Here is a 24429-nt window from a genome sequence, read left to right on the forward strand (position 1 = left end):
CTCACATATTGCCGAGACAGACATATTTGATCTCGAGATAGCTCTCTATGCCGTATTTGGAGCCCTCGCGTCCCATGCCCGACTGCTTCACGCCGCCGAAAGGCGCCGCCTCGCTCGACATCAGCGATTCGTTGACGCCGACCATGCCGAATTCGAGCTGCTCGGCAACGCGGAACACGCGCGCTATGTCGCGGCTGTAGAAATAGGCGGCGAGGCCGTAATGCGTCGAATTGGCGAGGCGGAGCGCCTCCGCTTCATCCTCGAAGGTGGTGATCGCGGCGACGGGGCCGAAGATCTCCTCCTCGAAGATTTGCATGTCCGGCCGCGCGTCGAAGAGCACGGTCGGCGCATAGAAATTGCCGCCGAGCTCATGGCGTCCGCCACCGGTCAGCACTTTGGCGCCGTGTGCGCGCGCGTCGGCGACGAGACGCTCGACCTTTTCGATAGCCGCCTCCTCGATCAGCGGGCCGATGACGACGCCGGGCTCGACGCCGCGCCCGACCTTCAGCTTCGAGACCGCCTCGGCGAGCTTGGCGCCGAAGGCCTCCGCCACATCCTTCTGCACGAGAAAGCGATTGGCGCAGACGCAGGTCTGGCCGCTATTGCGATATTTGGTCGCCAGCGCGCCCTTCACCGCGAGATCGAGATCGGCGTCGGCGAAGACGATGAAAGGCGCGTTGCCGCCGAGCTCCATCGAGCATTTCAGCACATTCTCCGCCGCCTGGCGCAGAAGAATCTTCCCCACCTCGGTCGAGCCGGTGAAGCTGATCTTGCGCACGGTCGGATTGGAGGTCAGCTCCACGCCGACGCTGGCGGGATCATTGGTCGTCACCACATTGAGCACGCCGTCCGGCACGCCGGCGCGCTGCGCGATCTCGGCGAGCGCTATGGCCGAGAGCGGCGTCAGCTCGGCAGGCTTCACCACCATTGTGCAGCCGGCGGCGAGCGCCGCGCCGGCCTTGCGCGCGATCATGGCGGAAGGGAAGTTCCAGGGCGTGATCGCGGCGGTGACGCCGATCGCCTGCTTGAACACGAGAATGCGCTTCTCGCGCGCCTGCTGCGGGATCACATCGCCATAGACGCGGCGCCCCTCCTCCGCGAACCAATCGAAATAGGCCGCGGCATAGGCGATCTCGCCGCGCGCCTCGGCGATCGGCTTGCCCTGCTCCGCGGTGATGATCTGCGCGAGGCGCTCCTGATCGGCGAGCAGCAGATCATGCAGGCGCCGCAATATTTGCGCGCGCTCCTTGGCGAGCTTGCCGCGCCAGCCGGGCAGCGCGCGCTCGGCCGCCTCGATCGCGCGGCGCGTCTCGGCCGCGCCCATGTCCGGGACCTCGGCCAATACCGCGCCCGTGGCCGGATCGCGAACGGTGAAGGTCGCGCCATTATCGGCGCTGACAAAGGCGCCGTCGATAAAGGCCTGGTGGCGGAACGGGCGGGGCTCTCTGGTCATCTCGGCTGCGCTCCCGACGCGATACGAAAGGGGCCATCGAATACGGCGCCTTGGCCAGCGGACACAACATTTAGCTTCCGCAAATCATTCGGGGAGAGTCCCGCCCGCGGTCCCGCTGCCCGAAAAGCGGCGCTTTCCTTGCGTATCCGGCGCCCTCCCGCGGAAGGCGGAACCGCGGCCCCGGCTCGCGCGTCATATGGGAAACGCTGCAATCTCATATGGCTTCATCCTGAAAATCCGACATAATCGCGGGATTCGCGTGAGCCGCCGCGCTCACGCCAGCCCTGACGCCCCGAAAGCGAGATCACCTTGGCTGAAACACGCAATTTTCTTCCCGTGACGCGCCGCCGGGCGCTCGCCGCCTTCTCGAGCCTCGCCGGGCTTGCCCTGCCGGGATGGGCCGTGCGCCCCGCCCTCGCCGAAGCTACGGCGGGCGAGACCGAGAGCCATGGCCTCTCCATTTTCGGCGAGCTCGCCGAGCCGGCGGATTTTCCGCATTTCGCCTATGTGAACCCCGAGGCGCCCAAGGGCGGAACGCTGGTGATGGAGCCGCCGCCGCCCGAAAAGAACAGCTATGATTCGCTCAACCCGTATATTTTGCGCGGCAATCCGGCCGCGGGCGTCGGGCTCATCTATGACACGCTGATGGCCGGCAGCCTCGACGAGCGCGACGCGCTCTATGGGCTCGTCGCGAAAAAGGTGCGCATCTCCGCCGACAAGCTCACCTATACATTCTTTCTGCGCAAGGAGGCGCGCTTTCACGACGGCTCGCCGCTCACTGCCCATGACGTCGCCTTCTCGCTCGACATTCTGAAAGCGGAAGGCCATCCGATGATCGCGCAATCGATGCGCGATCTCGTCAGCGCCACGGCGCAGGCGGATGACGTTCTCGTGGTGAAATTCGCCCCCGGCCGCGCGCGCGATCTGCCGATCATCGTCGCCAGCCAGCCGATCTTCTCCAAGGCCTATTACACCAAGCACAAGTTCAACGAGACGACGCTGGAGCCTCCGCTCGGCTCCTCCTCCTATAAGATCGGCGCGGTCGACCCGGGCCGCTTCATCGCCTTTCAGCGCGTGCCGGACTATTGGGCGAAGGATTTGCCGGTCAATGTCGGCCAAGCCAATTTCGACGCGATACGCTTCGATTATTACGGCGACCGCAATGTCGCTTTCGAGGCCTTCAAGGCCGGCGCCTTCACCGTGCATGAGGAGTTCACCTCGGCCATTTGGGCGACGGGCTACGACTTCCCCGCCTTCCGTGACGGGCGCGTCAAGCGCGAGGAGATTCCCGATTACAACATATCGGGAACGCAGGGCTGGTTCATGAACATACGCCGGCCGGTGTTCGCCGATCCGCGCGTGCGCAAGGCGCTCGGCTACGCATTCGATTTCGAATGGACGAACCATAATCTCATGTACGACTCGTATAAGCGTACGAGCTCCTATTTCGAGAACTCCGATCTCGAAGCGGTCGGCGTTCCGACGCCGGCCGAGCTCGCTCTGCTCGAGCCGTACCGCAATCGTCTGCCTAAGGAAGTCTTCGAGGCGCCGTTTCAGCCGCCGGTGTCGGACGGCTCGGGACAGGATCGCAATCTCTTGCGCAAGGCCGTGGACCTTTTGACCGACGCCGGCTGCACGCGCAAGGACGGCGTGCTGCGCCTGCCCGACGGCAAGCCGCTCGAGTTCGAGTTTCTCTATAACACCAGCATGTTCGAGCGGCATACGCAGCCCTTCATCAAGAATCTGAAGCTGATCGGCGTCAACGCCCGCATGCGCGTCGTCGACGCGGCGCAATACAAATCCCGGCTCGACGATCACGACTATGACGTCATCATGGAGCGCGTGCGCATCGCCTATTCGCCTGGCGAGGAGCTGCGCATCATGTTCGGCTCCGAGGCGGCGCGCACCAAGGGCTCGCAAAATGTCATCGGCGTCGCCGATCCGGTCGTCGATGCGCTCATCGAAAAAGCGCTTGTCGCCAATTCGCGCGAGGAGCTGGCCGCCATCTGCCGTGCGCTCGACCGCGTGCTGATCGCCGGCCAATATTGGATTCCGCACTACTACAAGCCGACGCATTGGATCGCCCATTGGGACGTGTTCGGCCGCCCGGAGCGCTATCCGCGCTTCGACACGGGCATAGCCGCGACATGGTGGTGGGACGACGCCAAGGCGCGCAAGATCAACTACACGGGGCGCTGAACCTATGGCCGCCTATATTCTGCGACGCCTTTTGCTGATGATCCCGACGATCCTCGGCATCATGCTCATCTCCTTCGCCATTGTGCAATTCGCGCCGGGCGGCCCTGTCGAGCGCGTCATCGCGCAGCTGCAGGGCTATGACATGGGCGCGACCTCGCGCTTTTCCGGCGGCGGCGGCGATGTCGGCCGCGGCGGCGCGGCGACGCCGGGCGCCGGCGCGGAGGGCGCCTCCAAATATCGCGGCGCGCAGGGGCTCGACCCCAAATTCATCGCAGAGCTGGAAAAGCAGTTCGGCTTCGACAAGCCGGCCTGGGAGCGCTTCCTGCTGATGGTGAAGAATTACGCCGTCTTCGACTTCGGCCGCAGCTATTTCCGTGACGAGAGCGTGCTGAAGCTCATCGGCGAGAAGCTGCCGGTCTCCATGTCGCTCGGATTGTGGATGACGCTCATCTCCTATTCCGTCTCCATTCCGCTCGGCATCGCCAAAGCGGTGCGCGACGGCGAGCGTTTCGACGCGTGGACGTCCAATCTCGTCATCATCGGCTATGCGATACCGAGCTTTCTTTTCGCTATGCTGCTCATCGTGCTCTTCGCCGGCGGCTCATTCTGGCAGATATTCCCGCTACGCGGCCTCGTCTCGGAGAATTTCTCGGAGCTGTCGCTACCGGCCAAGGTGGGCGATTATCTGTGGCACATCTGCCTGCCCGTGCTCGCCATGACGCTCGGCGCCTTCGCGACGCAGACCTTCTTGACCAAAAACTCCTTCCTCGACGAGATCCGTAAGCAATATGTGCAGACGGCGCGCATGAAGGGCCTGACTGAGAACCGCGTGCTCTATGGCCATGTGTTCCGCAACGCCATGCTCATCGTCGTCTCCGGCTTTCCGGGCGCCTTCGTGCACGCCTTCCTCACAGGCTCGGTGCTGATCGAGACCATCTTCTCGCTCGACGGGCTCGGCTATCTCTCCTACGAATCCATCGTCAATCGCGATTATCCGGTGGTGTTCGCCAATCTCTATATTTTCGCGCTGCTGGGCCTCGTGGTGAATCTCCTCTCCGACCTCACCTACACTTGGATCGATCCGCGCATCGATTTCGAGACGCGCGAGGTCTGACCGATGAACGAGACCAGTTCCCAAGTGAAGCTCGCGCCGGCGATTCCCGACGGCGGCCTCTTGCGCCTGCGGCCGATCGATCGCCGCCGGCTGCAGAATTTCAAGGCCAATTCCAGAGGCTATTGGTCCTTCTGGATATTCATGGCGCTTTTTCTGCTTTCGCTGGCGTCCAACTTCATCGCCAATGACAAGCCCGTGCTCGCCTATTACAAGGGCGAGCTGCTCTTCCCGATCTTCAAAGACTACCCGGAAGAGAAATTCGGCGGCTTTCTCGCGCGCACGGACTATCGTGATCCTACGATCGAGAAAGAGATCGAGGCCAATGGCTGGATGATCTGGCCGCCGATTCACTATTCCTACGACACGCATAATCTCGATCTGCCGACGCCCGCGCCCTCGCCGCCGACATGGCTGCTCACCAAGGCCCAATGCGAGGCCGCCGCGGCCAAGAAGCTCGGACCAGAGAAAGCGCATCTCGGCTGCTCGGCGATCGAATGGAACTGGCTCGGAACGGATGACCAAGGCCGCGATGTCGTCGCGCGTCTGCTCTATGGTTTCCGACTATCGGTGCTGTTCGGCCTCATTCTGGCGAGCATCTCCTCGATCGTCGGCGTCGCTGCAGGCGCGGTGCAGGGCTTTTTCGGAGGGTGGGTCGATCTCGTCTTCCAGCGCTTTATCGAAGTGTGGTCGTCGCTGCCGCAGCTCTATCTGCTCATCATCGTCTCCTCCTTTCTGGCGCCGGGCTTCTTCGTGCTGCTCGGCATATTGCTGCTGTTCTCCTGGGTGTCGCTCGTGCATGTGGTGCGCGCGGAATTTCTGCGCGCGCGCAATTTCGAATATGTGAACGCCGCGCGCGCGCTCGGCCTCTCCAATTTCCGCATCATCACGCGGCATCTTCTACCCAACGCCACGGTCGCGACCTTGACCTTCCTGCCCTTCGTGCTCAATTCCTCGATCACGACGCTGACCTCGCTCGACTTCTTGGGCTTCGGCCTGCCGCCGGGCTCGCCGTCGCTCGGCGAATTGCTGCTGCAAGGCAAATCCAATCTCCAGGCGCCCTGGCTCGGCCTCACCGGCTTCGTCATCATCGCGCTGATGCTCTCGCTTCTGGTGTTCATCGGCGAAGCGGTGCGCGACGCCTTCGACCCGCGAAAGACCTTCCGGTGAACGATCGCATGGGCTCTTCCCCCCTCCTCGACGTCCGCGATCTCTCCATCGCCTTCTCGCAAGGCGGCAAGGAGACGCTCGCGGTCGATAAAGTCTCCTTCTCGGTCGAGCGCAGCCGCACGCTGGCGCTCGTCGGCGAATCCGGCTCCGGCAAATCCATCACCGCGCTCTCCATCGTGCGGCTGCTGCCGCCGTCGGCGATTCATCCGTCGGGAAGCATCGACTTTTCCGGCAAGGACATTTTGCGGATCTCGGACGCCGAGCTGCGCGCCATTCGCGGTGCGAAGATCACCATGGTCTTCCAGGAGCCGATGACCTCGCTCAATCCGCTGCAGACGATCGAGCAGCAGATCGGCGAGATCCTCGATCTGCATGGCGCGCGCGGCGCGGAAAAGATCCGCGCACGCGTCGTGGAACTGCTCGGCGAGGTCGGCATTCCGAACCCTTCCGAGCGTCTCACCGCCTTTCCGCATCAATTGTCGGGCGGCCAGCGCCAGCGCGTGATGATCGCCATGGCGCTCGCCAATCGGCCGGACCTGCTCATCGCCGACGAGCCGACGACAGCGCTCGACGTCACCGTGCAGGCGCAGATTCTCGCTCTGCTGGAGCGCGTGCAGAAGACCTATGGCATGGCCATGCTCTTCATCACCCATGATCTCGGCCTGGTGCGGCGCTTCGCCGATGATGTCTGCGTGATGCAGCACGGCCGCATCGTCGAGAAGGGCGATGTCGAGAAGGTCTTCTCGGCGCCCGAGCATCCCTACACCAAGGCGCTGCTCGCCGCGGAGCCCAAGGGCTCGCCGCCGCCGGATGACGAGAACGAGCCCGTGCTCGTCGCCGCCAATGATCTCAAGGTCTGGTTTCCGATCAAGCGCGGCTTCCTGCGCCGCACTGTCGGCCATATCAAGGCGGTGGACGGCGTCACGCTCGCCGTGCGCCGCGGCTCGACGGTCGGCGTCGTCGGCGAATCGGGCTCCGGCAAGACGACGCTCGGCCTCGCTCTGCTGCGCCTCATCCGCTCCGAGGGGCCGATCCTCTATCTGGGCGAGCGCATAGACGCGAAATCGGTCGCAGAAATGCGCCCGCTGCGCCGCGACATGCAGATCGTCTTCCAGGACCCCTATGGCTCACTGTCGCCGCGCATGTCGGTCGCCGAGATCGTCGCCGAGGGCCTCGGCGTGCAAATGAAGGGCCTCACCTTCGAGGAGACGCGTGAGATCGTCGCCAAGGCGCTGGCCGAGACCGGGCTCGACCCCGCCATGATGGATCGCTATCCGCATGAATTCTCGGGGGGCCAGCGCCAGCGTATCGCCATAGCCCGCGCCATTGTGCTGAAGCCGAAATTCATCGTGCTCGACGAGCCGACCTCGGCGCTCGACATGTCCGTGCAGGCGCAAATCGTCGATCTGCTGCGCGAATTGCAGGCCAAGCACAGCCTCGCCTATCTCTTCATCAGCCATGATCTCAAAGTGGTGAAATCGCTCGCCGCGCATCTCATCGTGATGCGCTATGGCAAGGTGGTGGAGGAAGGCCCGGCGGCGGAGGTGTTCGCCGCGCCCAAGAGCGACTACACGCGCGCCCTCTTCGCCGCCGCCTTCCGCATAGAGGCCGAGCCGCACCCGGGCGACAAGGCCTGATTCCAGTGACGGCCACGCGCGCCCTTGCGGCGAGGCCTCGGCTTCGTCACACTCGGCGGCGACGATTCGAATCCTTTCGAGGCTATTCATGAGCACGCGCGCAAGGGACGCCGCCGATATCATCGGCGCGCGCAATCCTCTGGGGCCGATCGAAACCGCGGTCGTGCTCGGACGCGAATTTCTCGCCGCCGCCGATATCGGCGAGCAGGCGGTCGCCATACCCTATTCCGAGCTGCCGGGATTTCCCGAGATCGAGGGCGGCGAGGTCGTGATCGGCCTCGTCGAAGGCGCGCCCATGCTGTTCCTCAAGGGCCGCTCAGAGTTCTACGAAAGCGGTGATCCCAGCCTGATGTCCTCGCCGATCGAGACATTGACGCTTTTGAATGTGAGGGCTCTGCTCTCCACCGGCTTCGCCACGTCCACCAACGCCGATTTTCAGCCCTCCTCCATTCTCTCCGTGACCGATCACATCAATTTCAGCGGACTCAACCCGCTCATCGGCGCCGCGGGACAGAATTTCGTCAATATGAACGGCGCCTATGACAAAAGGCTGCTGCGCCGCCTCAAGCAGGCCGGCGCCGGCGCCGGGGTGACGCTGCATGAAGGGATCTTCATGTGGTTTTCCGGCCCGAGCTATGAGACGCCGGCGGAAGCCAAAATGGCCCGCACGCTCGGCGCCGACGCGCTCGGCGTCGCGATCGCGCCGGAGGCGATACTCGCCAAGCGTTTCGCTCTGCCTTTCGCGGCCATGGCGGTCATCTCGGATTATGCGACGGGCTTTGCTGGCGGCAATCCGACCTATGATCCGAGCCGCGCCTCCGGCGTGATCGCCCTGCGGCGCCTGCTGCGCGCCTATCAAAAAGTCAAATAGCGGCCGAGAGCGGCGTCACGGCCCCGCCGGCCGCCGAAAAGCGAGGACGCTGGCGTCCAGCAGCTGCACGGTTTCGCCGCGCTGATTGGACGTCACGACGCGCATCTTCACCATTCCGCGATCGTCACGTGATTTCGAGGGCGAAATACGCAGGATCGTCGCCTCGACGCTCAGAAGATCGCCCGGCAGCACAGGCCGCAGCCACTCGACCTTGCCGCCGACGCCGATCAGCCCGCCAGAAAATGACGCGCATTGTGTCAGCAGCCGCATGGTGAGCGAGGCCGTGTGCCAGCCGCTGGCCACCAGCTGGCCGAATAGGCTGTCCTTCGCCGCCGTCTCGTCGAGATGAAAGGGCTGCGGGTCGAATTTGGCTGCGAAGGCTTTGATCTCTTCTGTCGTGACCTCGAGCGGCCCGCCGCGAAAGCGCTGATCGACGAAGAGGTCCTCGAGGTAGAGCGGCTCGGACATTGTCGTCACTCGAAGATTCGTCGCACGCTCGTCACCGCCGAGCCGGATGCCAAAATCCGCTCCCGCGCCGGGACAAAGGGCTCGCTGGCGACCTGCAGATAAAAAGCGTTGGCGTGCAGCAGGCGCTCGGCGTCCTGCATGATGCCGACGTGGCCTTTCCAAAAAACGAGATCGCCGCGCCGCAAAGGCTCGCCTTCCGCGAGCGCGCGCCCGAGCGATGTCTCCTGCAGATCCGTGTCGCGCGGCGCCTCTATCCCGGCGAAGGCGAGGGAAGTCTGCACCAAGCCGGAGCAGTCGACGCCGAGCCAGCTCTTGCCGCCCCAAAGATAGGGCGCGCCGATGAGGCTCTCCGCGACGGCGACGAAATCCGCGACGCGTGACGCACGCGGCGTCAGATGCGTGCGATAGATGAAGCCGCCGCCGGCCTCGATGAGGAATTTGTCGCGCTCGCCGACGATCTCCACTTCGGCGCCGAGCGGCAGAGCGAGCAAGGGCGGGTCCTTGATTTCAGCTCGCGGAAAAACAAAGGTGCGGGGAACGCTGACGCGATGCGTCGGCGTCTCTATTCGGCTCCAGAGCACATTGGCGGCGATCCAGCCGACATAGGAGTCGCGCTCGAGCTGCGCCCAGGACCAGCCCTCCTCATCATCGTAGACGATAACCGTCTCGCCATAGAGCGCCTGCGTGTCGAGCCGCGCATCCGGCCGCGGCTCGCGCTTCAGATCGGCGACGCCTTCCTTCACCTGCATGCGGCGCCCATCGACGAAGCGCGCCGCCTCGACCTTGCCCTCGAGATGGCGCGCGGCCAGATTAGGCCGCGCCGGCGTCAGCCTTTTGTCGAAGCTCTCGCTCATGTCTTCACGCTCCACCGGGCGGCGCGCTCCTCGATCAGCTCGGCAAGGAGCCGCGCCGTCTGAATCTCGCCGCCCTCCGGCCGGCCGGGCTTGGCGGAAGGAGTCCAGGCGAAGAGATCGAAATGCGCCCATTTCTCGGGCTTGGTCACGAAGCGGCGCAGGAACAGCGCCGCGGTGATCGAGCCCGCATGTCCGCTCGACGATACATTCGCGATATTGGACGCCTTGCCGTCGAGCTGCGAATCATAGGGCTCCCACAAGGGCAGCCGCCACACTGGATCGCCGAGCTTGCGGCCATAGGTCTCGATCTCCAGCGCCAGAGCATCGTCCCCCGTATAGAAGGCCGGCAGTTCCGGGCCGAGCGCGACACGCGCTGCGCCGGTGAGCGTGGCGAAATCGAGCAGGAGATCGGGGTCCTCCTCGGCGGCGAACGCCAGAGCGTCGGCGAGAATGAGCCGCCCTTCCGCATCCGTGTTGCCGATCTCCACCGAGAGGCCCTTGCGACTCGGATAAATATCGCCCGGCCGCATGGCGTCCGCGGAAATGGCGTTCTCGACAATGGGCAGCAGCACGCGCAAGCGCAAGCGCGCGCCAGAGCCCATCAGAATATCGGCCAGCGCCAGCGCCGTGGCGGCGCCGCCCATATCCTTCTTCATCAGCAGCATGGCGCTGCTCGGCTTGATATCGAGGCCGCCGCTGTCGAAACAGACGCCCTTCCCCACCAGCGTCACCTTCATCGCCTCTTCCGGCCCGAAGGTGATGTCGATGAGCCGCGGAGCCTGCGCCGCCGCGCGGCCGACCGCATGAACGAGCGGGAAATTCTCCGCAAGCAGCGCATCGCCGGCGATGACGCGCGCCTGCGCCCCATGCCGCGCGGCGAGCGCCAGCGCCGCCTCCGCCAGAGCCTCCGGCCCCAGATCATTGGCGGGCGTGTTGACGAGATCGCGCCCGAAGCAGAGCGCGGCGGCGACGCGCTCTATGCGCGCGCGATCGGCGTCCTGCGGCGCGCAGAGGCGCGGGCGTTCCTTCTTCGGCGCGACATAGCGCGAGAAAGAATAGCCGCCGAGCAAAAAGGCGAGCGCGGCCGAATAGGAATTGGATACGCCTTCGCGCAGACGATAGAGGCCCGGCGGCAGCAAGGTCGCGAGCTTGCCGGCAAGGAAAGGATCGCGATGGCGCGCCCCCGCCGCCTCCACGCCGAACAGAACCACCGCCGGCGCGCCATCCAGCCCCGGCGCGAGCAGATACGCGCCCACCTTGCCGTCGAAGCCGCAAGCGCGCGCGAAGGCGGCGATCGGCGGCGGCAAGGTCTCGGCGAGAATCGGCCAGCTCTCCTTATCGACGAAATCGATCGGCGTCGCCTCCGCCGTCCATTCCTCCAATCGGCTCATATCGCCCTCTTTTCGAGTTCGTTCCTGTCTTTGTCGTTTTTTAGCACCAAGACACGAAGGACACGAAGACGTTATAGGACTTGGCCCATGGAAATCGGTCCCCTCTCCCGCTATCGCGCCCAGCTCGCGCTCGGCGCAAGGATCACGATCGCCGCTGTGGCGACGCTCGGAATCGGCCATCTCCTCGGCACGCCGATGATATTATGGGCTGTGCTGACCGCGGTCATCCTCACGCAAATGAGCGTCGGCCGCTCGGTCAAGGCGACGATCGACTATTCCTTCGGCACGCTGGGCGGCGCGATCTACGCCGGCCTCGTCTCCAATTATGTCGTCGGCGCCCACGAGCTGACACTGCTGCTTCTGCTCGGCCTCGCCATAGCGCCGCTCGCCCTGCTCTCCGCCTTGACGCCGCGATTTTCGGTCGCGCCGGCGACCGGCGTCATCGTCGTGCTCGCGCCGACCATCACCCATGCGACCGCCTTTCATTCGGCCTATGATCGTGTGCTCGAGGTGGCGCTCGGCGGCGGCGTCGCGCTCGTCGTGTCGCATCTCGTCTTTCCCGCCCGCGCCCGCATTCTCGCGCTCGAGGCCGGCGCCGAAATGCTCGCCGTCATGGCCGAGGCGCTGCCTCGGCTGTTCGCGGGCTTCGCGCAACCACAGGACCCCGAAGCGATTCGCGATCTCCAGCGCGGCATCGGCGACGCCTTCGCCCGTCTCGACAAGATGGAGCAGGAGGCGCGTCATGAGCGCATCGCCTTCCTCGAGGCCGAGCCTGATCTCGCGCCGCTGCTGCGCGCGCTGCTGCGAATGCGGCATGATCTGGTGATGATCGGCCGCGCCGCGGTCACGCCCTTGCCGGAGCGGCTGCGGCCGCGCCTCGAGACTTTGCTCGGGGTGATCGCCGACAACGCCGCCGCCCAGCTTCTCGAGACCGGCGCCGCGCTGACCGGCGCGCGCGCGCCAGTCGCGAGCAAGACATTGGACGGCGCCTTCGACGCTTATTCGCGAGAGATCGCAGCGTTCCGAGAAGAAGGAATCCTCCGCAGCCTGCCGGTCGAGCAGGTGGAGCATGTCTTCGCGCTCGGCTTCGCGCTCGAGCAATGGCGCGGCGATCTCGACGAGCTCGAGCGCCGGATCGCCGAGCGCGCTCGTTAAGGAAGCGGCAAGGTTAACGATTTATTGCTCGACCCTGACGGTTCAACCGCAAGAGAGGGGTCGCCCGATGTTCCCGTGCCATTTCGTCGCGACGCGCCGCAAAGGCGCGCCGAGCGCGCTGGTGATTTGCGCGCTGCTCGCGCTCGGCGGCTGCGCGCAGCCGCTCACCGACGTCACCGGCTCGATCGGCGCGACGCGACGCGTCGAGCTGCCGAGCGACGAGGCCGAGTTGCGCCGCTTCGCCGACGAATGGGGTCGTCGCTTCGACGCCGACCCCAAGAACAAATCCGTCGCGCTCACCTACGCCAAGGCGCTGCATGCGCTCGATCGCAACGCGCAGGCCGTCGCCGTGCTGCAAGGCCTCGCCATTCGCTATCCGGACGATCTCTCTGTGCTCGGCGCTTATGGCAAGTCGCTCGCCGACGCCGGACGTCTGCGTGACGCCGCCGATGTCTTGTCGCGCGCCCACACGCCGGAGCGCCCCGATTGGACTGTGCTCTCGGCGCAAGGCTCGATCGCCGATCAGCTCGGCAATCACGAAGAAGCGCGCGAATATTATCAGACCGCGTTGAAGATCAAGCCCAATGATCCGAAGGTTCTCTCCAATCTCGGGCTCTCCTATGCGCTCTCCAAGCAGTTGCCGCAGGCCGAGAGCACATTGCTGACCGCGGCCTCGCAGCCCACGGCCGACATGCGGGTACGTCAGAATCTCGCGCTCGTGCTGGCGCTGCAGGGCAAGTTCGACGAGGCCGAGAATTGGTCGCGTCATGATCTCTCGCCGATCGACGCCGCGGCCAATGTCGCCTCGATCCGCCAAATGATCGCGCAATCCAACAGCTGGCGCGAGATACAGAGCTATAGCGAGAAGACCAAGCGAAAGAGCGCCGAAGCGCCCGCGCAGCGCGCCAGACTCGGCGCGCTCACCAGCTCTGCGCCATCACCTGAATAATCGCCGGCGCCATCACGACGACCATCAGCACCGGCAGAAAGAAGACGATCATCGGCACGGTGAGCTTTGGCGGCAGCGCCGCGGCCTTGCGCTCGGCCTCCGCCATGCGCATGTCGCGGCTCTCCTGCGCCGTGACGCGCAGCGCGCGGCCGAGCGGCGTGCCGTATTTCTCCGCCTGAATGAGCACGGTGGAAATCTGCTTCACGCTCTCGAGCCCGGTGCGCGCCGTCAGATTTTGATAGGCCTGACGACGATCCGGCAGATAGGAGAGCTCCGCCGTCGCCAGCGCGAATTCCTCGGCGAGCGCCGCCGAGCGCACGCCGATCTCTTGCCCCACCTTGCGAAAGGCGTGGTCGACCGACATGCCCGATTCGACGCAGATCAGCATGAGATCGAGCGCATCGGGAAAAGCGATGCGCATGCTCTGCTGCCGCTTGGTGATCGTGTTGCTGATGAACAGCTCCGGCGTCTTCACCCCGAGATAGGTCGCGAAGATCACAATGCCCGCCTTGGTGAGCATGGGCCAATCGGAATCGTCGAGCACCACGAGATAGAAGACCGCGAAGAGCGCAAAGGCGATCGGCGTCACCAGCCGGAAGAACAGAAACGTCACTTCCGCCTGCGGACCGCGATAGCCGGCGGAGGCGAGACGCAGCTTGGCGTCGTCCGTGTTGAGCCATGTCGACAAGGAGAAGCGGTCGACGACATTCTTCATATATTGCTTTGGCTGATAGCGCAGGCCGCCGCCGTCCGCCTTGGCCGCCGCGCGCTCACGCGCCCTGATGCGCTCGCGCTCATTGGCGACGCTCTTCATGCGCTTGGCCAATGTGTCGCTCTGCAGGAAGGTCGCGCCCAGCGACCATATGGTGGCGACGACCGCCATTGCGACGATGAGGCTGAACATCAGCCGCCCATTGGTCGCCAGCTTGACGATCTGCTCCATGGTTTTAGTGACCCCTCGCTCGACGCGGCGCAACGTTCAAATATCGAAGTCGATCATCTTCTGCATGATGAAGACGCCGATCGCCATCCAGAGCAGGCTCGCTCCGATGATGATATTTCCGACCGCCGTGTTGAAAAGCACGGCGATATAGGCCGGATTGGTGAACCAGACGACGAGGCCGACGAGAAACGGCAGGCTGCCGATGATGCCCGCCGAGGCCTTGGCCTCCGCGGACATGGCTTTCACCTTGGCCTTCATCTTCTTTCGCTCGCGCAGCACGCCGGCGAGATTGGTGAGCGCCTCGGAGAGATTGCCGCCGGCCTTTTGCTGAAGGCTGATGACGATCGAGAAAAACGACGCCTCCGCCACCGGCACCCGATCGGCGAAGCGTTCCGTCGCCTCGGCAATCGAGAGGCCGATCGTCTGTGATTCGACGATCTGGCGAAATTCGCTGCGCACCGGCTCCGCCGCCTCGCTCGCGATCATGCGAAAGCAATCGGCGACCGGCAGGCCGGCCTTCACGCCGCGAATGATGATATCGACGGCGCCGGGAAATTCGGCGATGAATTTCGCGATGCGCCGCCGCGCCAGAAAGCCCAGCAGCCAATGCGGCGCGCCGACGCCGCCGACGACGCCCGCGCCGACCGCGACCAGCGGATCGGAGTTGAAGACGAAGACGAGGAAAGCGATGAGCAGGCCGAAAGCCGCCGAGGCGCCGAGAAAGATCGGGCGCGACGTCGTCAGCCCCGCCTGCGCGATGCGCTGCTCGAGCGTGATCTTGGCTTTCTTCTTGGTCTCGACGTCCTTGAGGCTCTCCTGAATCAGCTTGCGCCGCTTGGCCGGATCGCCGCTGCGCGCATCGCGGCGACGCTCGGTCGAGGACATCAGCGCCGCCGTACGCTTCTGCGCCTGAATCTCGCCGGAGAGATAAGGATAAACGAAGGCGTACATCACTCCGCCGACGGCGCAGGCGACGAGAAGCGCGGAGAGGAGCGATTGATGATCCATTTTCTGGCCCTCGCGACTAATTTTCGTCGTCGATGACTGTGGCGGCGTCGAGCGCCGCGGCGAGCCTGTTCTCCTCGCCATAGTAGCGCGCGCGCTCCCAGAAGCGCGGCCGTCCGACGCCGGTGGAGCGATGCCGGCCGATGATGCGGCCATTGGCGTCCTCGCCGATGATCTCATAGACGATGAGATCCTGCAGCGTGACGACATCCGCCTCCTGGCCCAGCACCTCGGTGATATGCGTGATGCGGCGCGAGCCGTCGCGAAGGCGCGCCGCCTGCACGATAATGTCGATCGACGAGACGATCATGTCGCGGATCGTCTTGGCCGGCAGCGAGAAGCCGCCCATTGTGATCATGGATTCGAGACGCCCCAGCGCCTCGCGCGGCGAGTTGGCGTGCAGCGTGCCCATCGAGCCGTCGTGACCCGTGTTCATGGCCTGCAGAAGATCGAAAGCCTCCGGTCCGCGAACCTCGCCGACGATGATGCGTTCGGGACGCATGCGCAGGCAGTTCTTCACGAGATCGCGCATCGTCACCGCGCCCTGCCCTTCCAGATTGGGCGGACGCGTCTCCAGGCGCACCACATGCGGCTGCTGCAATTGCAATTCCGCCGCATCCTCGCAGGTGATCACGCGCTCATCCGTGTCGATGTAATTGGTGAGGCAATTGAGCAGCGTCGTCTTGCCGGAGCCCGTGCCGCCGGAGATCAGCACATTGCAGCGCACGCGGCCGATCACCTTCAGCACCTCGCCGCCCTCGGGCGAGATGGAGGCGTAACGGATGAGCTGATCGAGAGTGAGCTTGTCCTTGCGGAACTTACGAATGGTGAGCGCGGGACCGTCGATCGCCAGCGGCGGCGCGATGACGTTGACGCGAGAGCCGTCGAGCAAGCGCGCGTCGCAGATCGGCGAGGATTCGTCGACGCGGCGGCCGACCTGGCTGACGATGCGCTGACAGATATTCATCAGCTGGGAATTGTCGCGGAAATGTATATTGGTGAGCTGAATCTTGCCGCTCACCTCTATGTAGGTCTTGGCGGCGCCATTCACCATTATGTCGGCGATGTCGTCGCGCATGAGCAGCGGCTCCAGCGGACCATAGCCGAGCACGTCGTTGCAGATATCCTCGAGCAGATCTTCCTGCTCGGCGATCGACATCACGACATTCTTGATCGCGACGATCTCGTTGACGATGTCTCTGATCTCGTCGCGCGCGCTCTCGGGCTCGAGCTTGGAGAGCTGAGCGAGATCGATGGCCTCGATGAGCGCGCCGAAGATCATGCTCTTCGTCAGGTAATATTGCTCCGAGCGCTTCTGCTCGGGAGGAGCCGCGACCATCACGCTCGCGGGCTCGGCGGCAGGCGCCGGCGTCGGCGCCTTGACGGCCGGCGCCGCCTGCTGCGTCGACCGCGCTGTCGCTGTCTGCGCCGTTCCGACGTTCGTACGCTTTCCGAACATGCGATCTCCCCGTTACGCTCAGTCGCCGCTCGTCAGCCGGCCAGCTTTCTTGACAAACGATCGAGCAGCGGCGCCAATAATCCGCTCTTGACCTTGCGGCTCACGGCGCGCCCCGTCACCTCGCGGCCGAGCGCGTCGAATTGCTCGATGATCTTGGAGCCGGGGTCGACCTCGGCGATCATCTGCCCATTGTTGGAGGCGGCGCCGAACAGCTTCGGATCGAAGGGAATGATCGCCGACGGCTCCATCTCGATCGCCTTGGCGAAATCCGCCACCGCTATCTCCGGCCGCTTCGGCACGCCGACGAAATTCAGAACGAGCTTCGGCGGCGCGTCGTTCTGACGCGCGACGCGCAGCTGATCGATGAGCGTCTTGGCGTTGCGCAGATTGGCGAGATCGGGCGCCGCCACGATCGCCACCTCATCGGCGCCGATCAGCATGCGCTTCGTCCAGGCCGACCATTGATGCGGAACGTCGAGCACGGTGCAGGGCGCGGTGGCGCGCAGCGTGTCCACGATCGCGTCGAAAGCGGTCTCCGGCAGATCATAGAGACGATCGACCGTCGCGGGCGCGGCGAGCAGGCTGAGCTGCTCGCTGCATTTGGACAGCAGGCGATCGATGAGATTGGCGTCGACGCGATCCGGCGCGAACACGGCTTCCGCGACGCCTTGCGGCGGGTCTTGGTTGAAATCCAGCCCGGCAGTGCCGAAGGGAAGATCGAGATCGGCGACGACCGTCTGCATTTGCAGCGAGCGCGCAATCGACCAGGCGAGATTATGCGCGATGCAGGAGGAGCCGACGCCGCCCTTGGCGCCGGCCACGGCGACGATGCGTCCCAGCGACTCGGCGCTGTTGTTATAAAGATCGGAGATGCGGGCGATGAAGCCGAGCACATCGATCGGCGCGACAATATAGTCGCTGACGCCGCGCGCCATGAGCGCGCGATACAACGATATGTCGTTGACATGGCCGAGCACGACGACCTTGGTGCCGGAGTCGCAGGACTCCGCCAGCGTCTCCAGCTGACCGATGAGCGTCTCACGCTCGCCGATCGCCTCGAGCACGATCAGATTCGGCGTCGGCGCCGATCGGAACGCCTCGATCGCGGCCGCGACGCCGCCCATGTGAACCTTGACATGCGCCTTGTCCATGCGGCGGTCCACGGCGGCGGAATTCACCACGGCCACGGCGTCCGGCGTCTCGCAGAACGCTTGCACGGAAATGCGCGGCAAGGGAGCGATCTGCGCGGCCGCGTCGCTATCCGCTATTGCCGACTGCTCTTTCATCAATCGCCTCCAACCGAGCTGATATTCGTGCCTTTGACGTTCCACTTCGTCGCCGGATCGATGCCCTTGCGCACATTTCCGATGGCGCGCATGCGCGACTCGATGTCCGCCGGCGTCTCGCCGCGCGGCGCGACGAGATCGCGCGGATCGTCGATCTGCGCCGCGAATGTCGTCTGGCTCGCGCAGCCGTAATTCCAATAAGTGGTGTTGCCCCACCCTTCCAGCGAGCTCGCGGAAGCGAGATCGGCGGGCCATTGGCCGCAGCGTCCCGCGACTTTCGCGCGCACGCCCTGGAAGGAGAGACGCACCGGCGCCGCCAGATTGGGATCGCTGACCGGATAGGAGGCGACATAGACCGCGCCGGAGACGCCGCTCTCCGCCAGCAGCCGCTTCACCGCATCGACGCCGCCGCGCACAGCGAGCTGATCTTTCGTTCCGGTCGGAGCGAGAAGCGTGATCTGGCCATGGCCGAAGCGGCGATAGCGCAGCACGAAATCACGAATGCGACTGGTGGTCGCATGATCGATGCGCGCCGACGGCAACAGGTCGAGGGATGTGCTCGCGTCGGCGAGCACGACGGGATGTCGATCGCGATAGTCTTGCGCGACGGCGGGCGCCGGCAGCGTTCTGTTCACGCCGCAGCCGGCGAGAGGCGCCATCGCCGCGAGGCACGCGAGCCGCGCTCCGAAGGCTTTGAGTTTCGCGCTGTTCAGTCGGATAGACATATTTAACCGCTCCTTGCGCGCTCAGTCCTGAATGAAGCCGACGCGGCCCTTAAGGCGTGGAACCGCTTGCGGATGTTGAGGATTGGCGTAGAGCCGATTGACGCGGCCGAGCAGCCAGGCCTGCGGATCGCTGGCGTCCGCAAAGCCGTCGTCCGGCCGCGCCACCTCGCGCGCCTGGATCGAGCGCGCGATGAAGGGGGTGACGATGATGAGCAGCTCGGTCTCGTTGCGCAGATAATCGCGCGAGCGGAACAGCGTTCCGAGCACCGGCAGATTGATGAGGCCGGGCAGACCGTTGATGGCCTGGTCGGACTTCTGCTGCAAAAGACCGGCCGTGGCGATGGAGCCGCCGGACGGCAGCTCGACGCTCGTCTCGTTCTTGCGCGTCTTGAAGCCGGGAACGGTCACGCCATTATAGGTTTGCGCGCCCTGGTAATCGACCTCGGTCACTTCCGTCGCGAGATGCAGAAGAATGCGGCCTTCGGCGAGCACGACAGGCGTGAAGTTCAGCGACACGCCATATTGCTTGAACGTGATGCCGACGGTGCAGAGGATCGAGCCGCTGATACAATTGCCGTTGCCCGGCACAGCGACCTCGCCGCCGACGGTGAATTTCGCCGACTCGCCGGAGATGGCGGTGACGGTCGGCTCGGCGAGAATGCGCGAGACGCCGTAGCGCTCATAGGCCTGCAGCGTCGCGGAGGTGCTGTTGGGACCATTGAGGCTCAAGGCGCTGGCGGTGAGGCTAGAATTGATGGCGAAGGGATTTTCCTGAACGAGCTTGCCCCAGCCGCCGGACAAGATCGCCTCGCCGCCGGATTTGGCCGAGACGCCGAGCTGCTTGATCACGCGCCGCTGCACCTCGGCGACTGTGACCTTCAGCATCACTTGATCTTGCGTGCTGATGGTCAGCGCGTTGACGACGAGGCCTTCGCCGCCGGCACCATTTCCCTGGGCGGAGGACGAGCGCGCGGCGAAGCCCTTGGCGATGTCGACGGCGCGCTGCGCCTCCGAGGCGGATTCGACCGTGCCGGTCAAAATGATCGTGTCATTGACCGTGCGCGCGGTGATGTTCGATTTGGGTAGGGCGGCGCGCAACAGCGGCCCGAGCTCACCGACGTCGCGGCCAATGCTGATCTCGAGATTGGCGATCTGCCGTCCGGCGCGATCGAGCGCGAAAATCGTCGTCTGGCCCGTTTCCGCGCCCATTATGTAGAGCTTGCGCGCCGAGCGGACGACCGCATTGGCGACCTTTGGATTGCCGACCACGATCTCCGACGCCTCGGCCGGAAGATCGACGATAATCGACTTGCCGACGCCCATGGCGATGCGTCGAGACATCATCGCCTCCGCGCTCGACTGGACGCCCCATTTTTCCTGGCCGGACGCCGGGATGGCTCCGAGCGACACGCCAGCGAGCGCGAGGATCGCGAGCGCCGCCGCTCCCGATATCCGACGCGCCGACCTGCCCAAATCCGTCGTTCCGCGTTCGATTTTCGCCATGTGGCGCCGTCCTTCGATGAGCTGCATCGCCTCAGCGCGTGCGCATGGTTGTTGGGAAGCCGAAGCGCACGACCGTCAAAGAATCGTCCGCCGCCGAAGCGCGCTTGTCGTCCTCATGCGCATCCGCCATCGAGCGCAGCATGAGCGCCAATTGGCCGGTGCGCTGCGCGAGAATGACGAGCTCGGCCTGCCGCGGCTCGAGATCGAGCGTGGCGGTCGCGCCGGTCACGACCGATTCGCCATTCTTCGTCTCGACCATCGGCCCGATCGCCATCACGCGCACATTGGTCAGAATGACCTCCGATGAGAGATCGGCGGCGCCGCCTTCCCGGCCGCGATCATTGTCGCGATAGGTGCGCATCACATCGACATGATCATTCGGGAGAATGAAGCCGCCCGCCGTCGTGTTCGGCGAGATGTCGATCGCGACCGCGCGATGGCCGGCGGGAAGCAGCGTGGACATCAAGCCTGCGGTCGGGCCCTTGACCAGACGCTCACGCCGCACCGGCTCGCCATTGGAGATCGGATTGCGGACATAGGAGCCCTGCAGATCTTCCTTGGCGTTCGGCGCCTCGCTCTTGCGCAGCACGCCTTGCGGCACCGCGCCTACCGGCCAATCGATCCAATTGGTGTCCGGCTCGCCGAGCGCGGTTCCGTAGGATAGATCGCGCGTCGCCACGAGAACCTTGTCGGTCTGCGGCGGCGTGGGGATCATCTGAACGATCTTCGGCGCCTCCGGCGGCGATCCGTTCATCATCAGGAAGGCTCCGCCGCCCGCCACGACAGCGACGCCGAGAACCACGATCTGCGCCTTGTTCATCTGCTTCCAGTCCGATCGCCCCACCTGGAGCGGAGCCTTCCGAATGAAAGCGGAAAAACGTCAAATTATGGTTAATCGCCGGTAAGACCGCAGGCTCTTTCGCATTGCGACGCGAAGCGGTCTCGCGAAGAGCCGCGCGATCGACTCACGCGGCGGTGAGCAGCGTCCAGAGCTGGGAATTGGGATAGACGACGACGCCGGCGATCGCGAGCGCTATGCCGTAAGGCACGCCCTCAGTGGCGTCGCAAAGATGCGCGAGGCGCGGCGATTGGGCGACGAAGCGCGGCTCGAATCGCCGCAGCGCGAGAATCGCAATGGTCAGCGCGCCGCCCGCCAGAGAGGCGACGAGCGCATAATCGGCGAGCTGCTCGAAGCCGAGCCACAAAGCCGTCGCAGAGGCGAGCTTGGCGTCGCCGCCGCCCATCCAGCCGCGATTGAACATCAGGAAGGTCGCGACGAGCACCGCCGCGCCGCAGGCGACATGCGTGGCCACGGCGTCGAGCGGCATGCCGAGCCATGCGGCGAGAACCACGAACAGCGCGACGAGCGCCAAGGAGACGCGGTTGGGAATCGTCATGGTGAGAAGGTCGGCGAAGGCCGAAAACGCCATCAAGGCCGGAAAGAGAATTAGCGCGGCGGCGGCTGCGATCATCCGTGTCGTTCCTGTCGCCGCGCCTCTCTCTTTTGCGACAAAGGCGCCTCTCTAAGTCGTTTCTGCGCGCTCGGGCGAGCGCGCGATTCGCGCGACGCGCGGCGAGGAGCCGACGCGCGCGCACGTTTCGCGATCGTTCAGCTGAGGTTCTGAGCGATCTTGTTGAAGGTCTCCGACAGATTGCTGCCGACAAGCTTCACTGCGGTAATAATAATGACCGAAATCAGAGCGCCGATAAGGCCGTATTCGATAGCCGTGGCGCCAGACTCATTTTTCAAAAATTTCGAAACCGACGATTTCATCACCATCTCCTGATGTTGGACTCCCGCAATCCGACCGAGCCGGCCGGCCCCGTTCACGAGCCGGCCTTCGGCAGGAATGCGTGGGCGCCGAAATGATCTCGACGCGGAAGGCGGCGAGATCGGCGCCCGCCAGACCTCAGCTCAGATTCTGAGCGATCTTGTTGAAGGTCTGAGACAGGTTGCTGCCGACGAGCTTCACCGCGGTGATGATGATGACCGAGATCAGCGCGCCGATCAGGCCGTATTCGATGGCGGTCGCGCCGGACTCGTCCTTAACGAACCGCGAAAACAAGCTCTTCATACTCGTGCTCCTCGCTCTATTGACTGAGTTCGGCGGCGGCGCTCGATCGAGCCCGTTCGCCGGACAGGAGCAGACCCTACGTAGAACTTCTTGCAAACGCGTTAATCGCATCATCGACCTATGAATTCCATGGCGCGAGGCGAGACTGCGGCTCATTTTCAGCAATGATTCACTATTCCGTGGTTTTGTTCGACACGAAGCCTCGCAAAGGCGATGATTGTTCAGAGGTGCGTGATGCGCTCGACGCGTTTCCATGGATATTTGGCATTATTGGTCGGCGCGACCGTCACCGCCGGCGTCGCTATGGCGCGCGATGGCGAGAGGCGCGGCGTTTTCGTGGACGTAGACCGCGCTCGCGTGGTGCGCATGCCGGAAGGCGCGCAGACGCTCATCATCGGCAATCCGCTCATCGCCGATGTGACGATGCTGAAGACCAATCGTCTCATGGTCGTCACCGGCAAAAGCTTCGGATCGACCAATCTCATCCTGCTCGATCCGACCGGCAATCAGGTCGGCGAGGAGATCATCACCGTCACCCAGCCGATGGACAAGCTCGTCGTGCTGCGCGGCTCGCGACGAGAATCCTACGCTTGCGCGCCCGATTGCGCGCCCGCCGTCGATCTCGGCGACGACAAGGACTATACGGCGCGCGTTCTCGAGGCGGTGAAGCAGCACGAGGGCTCGTCCTCGCCCAAGCGTTGACGGGATTTGCCGAGGGATACAGCGAGGCGCGCATGGGAGCTCGAAAGGGACGGCTGCGAGACGTCCTTTCCGGCCACGGGTTCGAGACATGAGCGGAGAAGAGATTTTGTCGCGACAGCCGACGCGCCGTTTCGCCGCGAGCGCGACTCGCTTCCGGCGAGATGAGAGCGCGGCGCTCGCTGTCGAGTTCGCCATGGTGCTCGTGCCGATGCTGGGCCTGCTCGGCGCGATTTTCGAGACCGGCATCGTCTATTTCAAGAGCCAGCAGCTGCAGGTGACCACCATTCATGCGAGCCGCGCCGTGCTGACGCACAGCCTCGCCAACATGACCTATCAGAATTTCATCGATAAATATGTCTGCACATGGCAGGCAAGCGGCGCCGTCGCCTCGGGCACGCTGAGCAAATCCTTCGACTGCTCGAAGATTCTGGTCGATATCGCCGATGTCGGCAACGGCGCGAACTGGTCGAGCGCCTCGACCTCCAATTCCTTCTATCTCAATCCTCCGTCGGCGAGCGCGACGATCTCGATGCCGGCCTCCGGCCATGTCGCCGTCGTGCGCATCATCTATCCTATGCCGGCGGTGACGGCGATTCTCACCGGCGGCATTTTGACCGGCATAACGCTCGGCAAGACGACGAGCGGAGAGGTCACGTACAGTAACCGCTGGACGCATCTGCTGTTCGGCGTCGCCGCCTTTCGCGTGGAGCCGACATGAGCTCATCGCCGGCCGAGCGCCGCGATGCGCGCGCCCTGCTGCGCGAGGAGCGCGCCTTCGCGGCGGTCGAATTCGCGCTCGTGCTGCCGCTGGTCCTCGTCATCTATCTCGGCCTCGCGGAGCTGGCCCTCGGGCAGCGCGCGAGCCAAAAGCTCGATCTCGTCGCGCATACGCTCTCCGATCTCGCCGCGCAACAATTGACCGGCGGCTCCAATTCCGGCCAGGCCGGAATGGACGAGGACACGATTCAGGCGATCTTTTCCGCCGCGACGACGCTGATGTCGCCGCTGCCGACCACAAATCTCAAAATGACGATCTCGGAGGTCACGGTCAGCGCCGACGCGACGCAGACGAGCGGCTTTAAGGCGAGCGTGAATTGGACGATCGCCAAGAACTCCGGCACGCTGCGCCCTTGCAAGATCAATGGCGTCGCCAAGCTCAACGCGGCCGATGTCGCGCCCGTCGATCCCAATTCGATGCCGACGAGCTATACGAGCGCGAAATCGGTGACGCTGGCCAACGCCGGCGGCGGCACGACGACGACCAGCGTGACGCCGACCATCGGCTCGATCATCGTCGCCGATGTGAGCTACAGCTATCAGCCCTCATTCAGCCGCACGATCACCTGGCTGAAGTCGGCGGCGCCGCTGATGTCGCGCACCAGCTATTCGCCGGTGCGCAACACCTACAGCCCCAATCATGTGCAATATTACATGACGAGCGGAACCAACTGCTCCACATCGCCCTGATACGCG

At 64.4% G+C, this 24429-nt stretch carries 24 protein-coding genes; 10 read left to right on the forward strand and 14 right to left on the reverse strand.

The window, feature by feature from the left end; genetic code table 11:
• Position 1: 1 nt before the first annotated feature.
• Positions 2-1453, reverse strand: a complete 1452-nt coding sequence (locus tag GYH34_RS13140) for an NAD-dependent succinate-semialdehyde dehydrogenase (protein ID WP_161913969.1) — start codon at positions 1451-1453, stop codon at positions 2-4.
• A 309-nt stretch (positions 1454-1762) separates the two neighbouring features.
• On the opposite strand from GYH34_RS13140, the gene GYH34_RS13145 reads away from it, so the two are divergent.
• The 5 genes from GYH34_RS13145 to GYH34_RS13165 all read left to right on the forward strand — a co-directional run bounded on the left by GYH34_RS13145 (position 1763) and on the right by GYH34_RS13165 (position 8441).
• Positions 1763-3652, forward strand: coding sequence for an extracellular solute-binding protein (locus tag GYH34_RS13145; protein WP_244635110.1), 1890 nt, complete (start codon positions 1763-1765; stop codon positions 3650-3652).
• Between the two features lie 4 nt (positions 3653-3656).
• Positions 3657-4766: a microcin C ABC transporter permease YejB gene (locus tag GYH34_RS13150; protein ID WP_161913970.1), complete on the forward strand. Its 1110-nt coding sequence runs from the start codon at positions 3657-3659 to the stop codon at positions 4764-4766.
• 3 nt (positions 4767-4769) lie between these two features.
• Positions 4770-5933, forward strand: a complete 1164-nt coding sequence (locus GYH34_RS13155; protein ID WP_161913971.1) for an ABC transporter permease — start codon at positions 4770-4772, stop codon at positions 5931-5933.
• Between the two features lie 8 nt (positions 5934-5941).
• On the forward strand, positions 5942-7570 hold the full coding sequence (locus tag GYH34_RS13160; RefSeq protein WP_174242455.1) for an ABC transporter ATP-binding protein: 1629 nt from the start codon (positions 5942-5944) through the stop codon (positions 7568-7570).
• Between the two features lie 88 nt (positions 7571-7658).
• Positions 7659-8441, forward strand: a complete 783-nt coding sequence (locus GYH34_RS13165; protein WP_161913973.1) for a phosphorylase — start codon at positions 7659-7661, stop codon at positions 8439-8441.
• Between the two features lie 15 nt (positions 8442-8456).
• Here GYH34_RS13165 and GYH34_RS13170 read toward each other — a convergent pair whose 3' ends face one another.
• From GYH34_RS13170 to GYH34_RS13180, 3 genes are read right to left on the reverse strand one after another with little or no spacing between them, the layout of a single operon-like run.
• Positions 8457-8909 (reverse strand): MaoC family dehydratase, encoded by a 453-nt coding sequence (locus GYH34_RS13170; protein ID WP_161913974.1) that lies wholly within the window; start codon positions 8907-8909, stop codon positions 8457-8459.
• A 5-nt stretch (positions 8910-8914) separates the two neighbouring features.
• Positions 8915-9763 carry a C40 family peptidase gene (locus tag GYH34_RS13175; RefSeq protein ID WP_161913975.1) on the reverse strand — a complete coding sequence of 283 codons (849 nt, stop codon included), beginning with the start codon at positions 9761-9763 and terminating at the stop codon, positions 8915-8917.
• Positions 9760-11154, reverse strand: a complete 1395-nt coding sequence (locus GYH34_RS13180) for a leucyl aminopeptidase family protein (protein ID WP_161913976.1) — start codon at positions 11152-11154, stop codon at positions 9760-9762. Before GYH34_RS13180 ends, GYH34_RS13175 begins: the two co-directional genes overlap by 4 nt.
• A gap of 87 nt (positions 11155-11241) precedes the next feature.
• Here GYH34_RS13180 and GYH34_RS13185 point away from each other — a divergent pair, with 87 nt between their 5' ends.
• Together GYH34_RS13185 and GYH34_RS13190 are read left to right on the forward strand one after the other, a co-directional pair.
• Positions 11242-12309: an FUSC family protein gene (locus tag GYH34_RS13185; RefSeq protein ID WP_161913977.1), complete on the forward strand. Its 1068-nt coding sequence runs from the start codon at positions 11242-11244 to the stop codon at positions 12307-12309.
• Positions 12310-12376: 67 nt separating this feature from the next.
• Complete coding sequence (locus tag GYH34_RS13190) at positions 12377-13258, forward strand: tetratricopeptide repeat protein (RefSeq protein ID WP_161913978.1); 882 nt, start codon at positions 12377-12379, stop codon at positions 13256-13258.
• Here the strand turns inward: GYH34_RS13190 and GYH34_RS13195 are convergent.
• From GYH34_RS13195 to GYH34_RS13240, 10 genes are all read right to left on the reverse strand, one after another.
• Positions 13230-14201, reverse strand: a complete 972-nt coding sequence (locus tag GYH34_RS13195; RefSeq protein ID WP_161913979.1) for a type II secretion system F family protein — start codon at positions 14199-14201, stop codon at positions 13230-13232. The genes GYH34_RS13190 and GYH34_RS13195 overlap by 29 nt on opposite strands.
• 36 nt (positions 14202-14237) lie before the next feature.
• Positions 14238-15290: a type II secretion system F family protein gene (locus GYH34_RS13200; protein WP_348983891.1), complete on the reverse strand. Its 1053-nt coding sequence runs from the start codon at positions 15288-15290 to the stop codon at positions 14238-14240.
• Positions 15226-16665 carry a CpaF family protein gene (locus tag GYH34_RS13205; RefSeq protein WP_161913980.1) on the reverse strand — a complete coding sequence of 480 codons (1440 nt, stop codon included), beginning with the start codon at positions 16663-16665 and terminating at the stop codon, positions 15226-15228. Before GYH34_RS13205 ends, GYH34_RS13200 begins: the two co-directional genes overlap by 65 nt.
• Positions 16666-16697: 32 nt before the next feature.
• Positions 16698-17951: a CtpF protein gene (locus tag GYH34_RS13210; RefSeq protein ID WP_161913981.1), complete on the reverse strand. Its 1254-nt coding sequence runs from the start codon at positions 17949-17951 to the stop codon at positions 16698-16700.
• Positions 17951-18676, reverse strand: coding sequence for a CpaD family pilus assembly protein (locus GYH34_RS13215; protein ID WP_161913982.1), 726 nt, complete (start codon positions 18674-18676; stop codon positions 17951-17953). The genes GYH34_RS13210 and GYH34_RS13215 overlap by 1 nt, the downstream gene beginning before the upstream one ends.
• 21 nt (positions 18677-18697) lie before the next feature.
• Positions 18698-20179 (reverse strand): type II and III secretion system protein family protein, encoded by a 1482-nt coding sequence (locus GYH34_RS13220; RefSeq protein WP_244635111.1) that lies wholly within the window; start codon positions 20177-20179, stop codon positions 18698-18700.
• 31 nt (positions 20180-20210) lie between these two features.
• On the reverse strand, positions 20211-21023 hold the full coding sequence (cpaB, locus tag GYH34_RS13225) for a Flp pilus assembly protein CpaB (protein ID WP_244635113.1): 813 nt from the start codon (positions 21021-21023) through the stop codon (positions 20211-20213).
• A gap of 121 nt (positions 21024-21144) precedes the next feature.
• Positions 21145-21651 carry a prepilin peptidase gene (locus tag GYH34_RS13230; protein ID WP_161913984.1) on the reverse strand — a complete coding sequence of 169 codons (507 nt, stop codon included), beginning with the start codon at positions 21649-21651 and terminating at the stop codon, positions 21145-21147.
• Positions 21652-21788: 137 nt separating this feature from the next.
• Complete coding sequence (locus GYH34_RS13235; protein ID WP_161913985.1) at positions 21789-21953, reverse strand: Flp family type IVb pilin; 165 nt, start codon at positions 21951-21953, stop codon at positions 21789-21791.
• Positions 21954-22089: 136 nt separating this feature from the next.
• Positions 22090-22254, reverse strand: coding sequence for a Flp family type IVb pilin (locus GYH34_RS13240; RefSeq protein ID WP_018265749.1), 165 nt, complete (start codon positions 22252-22254; stop codon positions 22090-22092).
• 234 nt (positions 22255-22488) lie between these two features.
• On the opposite strand from GYH34_RS13240, the gene GYH34_RS13245 reads away from it, so the two are divergent.
• The 3 genes from GYH34_RS13245 to GYH34_RS13255 all read left to right on the forward strand — a co-directional run bounded on the left by GYH34_RS13245 (position 22489) and on the right by GYH34_RS13255 (position 24423).
• Positions 22489-22956: a pilus assembly protein N-terminal domain-containing protein gene (locus GYH34_RS13245; protein ID WP_161913986.1), complete on the forward strand. Its 468-nt coding sequence runs from the start codon at positions 22489-22491 to the stop codon at positions 22954-22956.
• A gap of 88 nt (positions 22957-23044) precedes the next feature.
• On the forward strand, positions 23045-23674 hold the full coding sequence (locus GYH34_RS13250) for a TadE/TadG family type IV pilus assembly protein (RefSeq protein ID WP_161913987.1): 630 nt from the start codon (positions 23045-23047) through the stop codon (positions 23672-23674).
• Positions 23671-24423, forward strand: a complete 753-nt coding sequence (locus GYH34_RS13255; RefSeq protein ID WP_161913988.1) for a TadE/TadG family type IV pilus assembly protein — start codon at positions 23671-23673, stop codon at positions 24421-24423. The genes GYH34_RS13250 and GYH34_RS13255 overlap by 4 nt, the downstream gene beginning before the upstream one ends.
• Positions 24424-24429 lie beyond the last annotated feature (6 nt).

The organism is Methylosinus sp. C49 (assembly GCF_009936375.1).
Lineage (GTDB): Bacteria > Pseudomonadota > Alphaproteobacteria > Rhizobiales > Beijerinckiaceae > Methylosinus.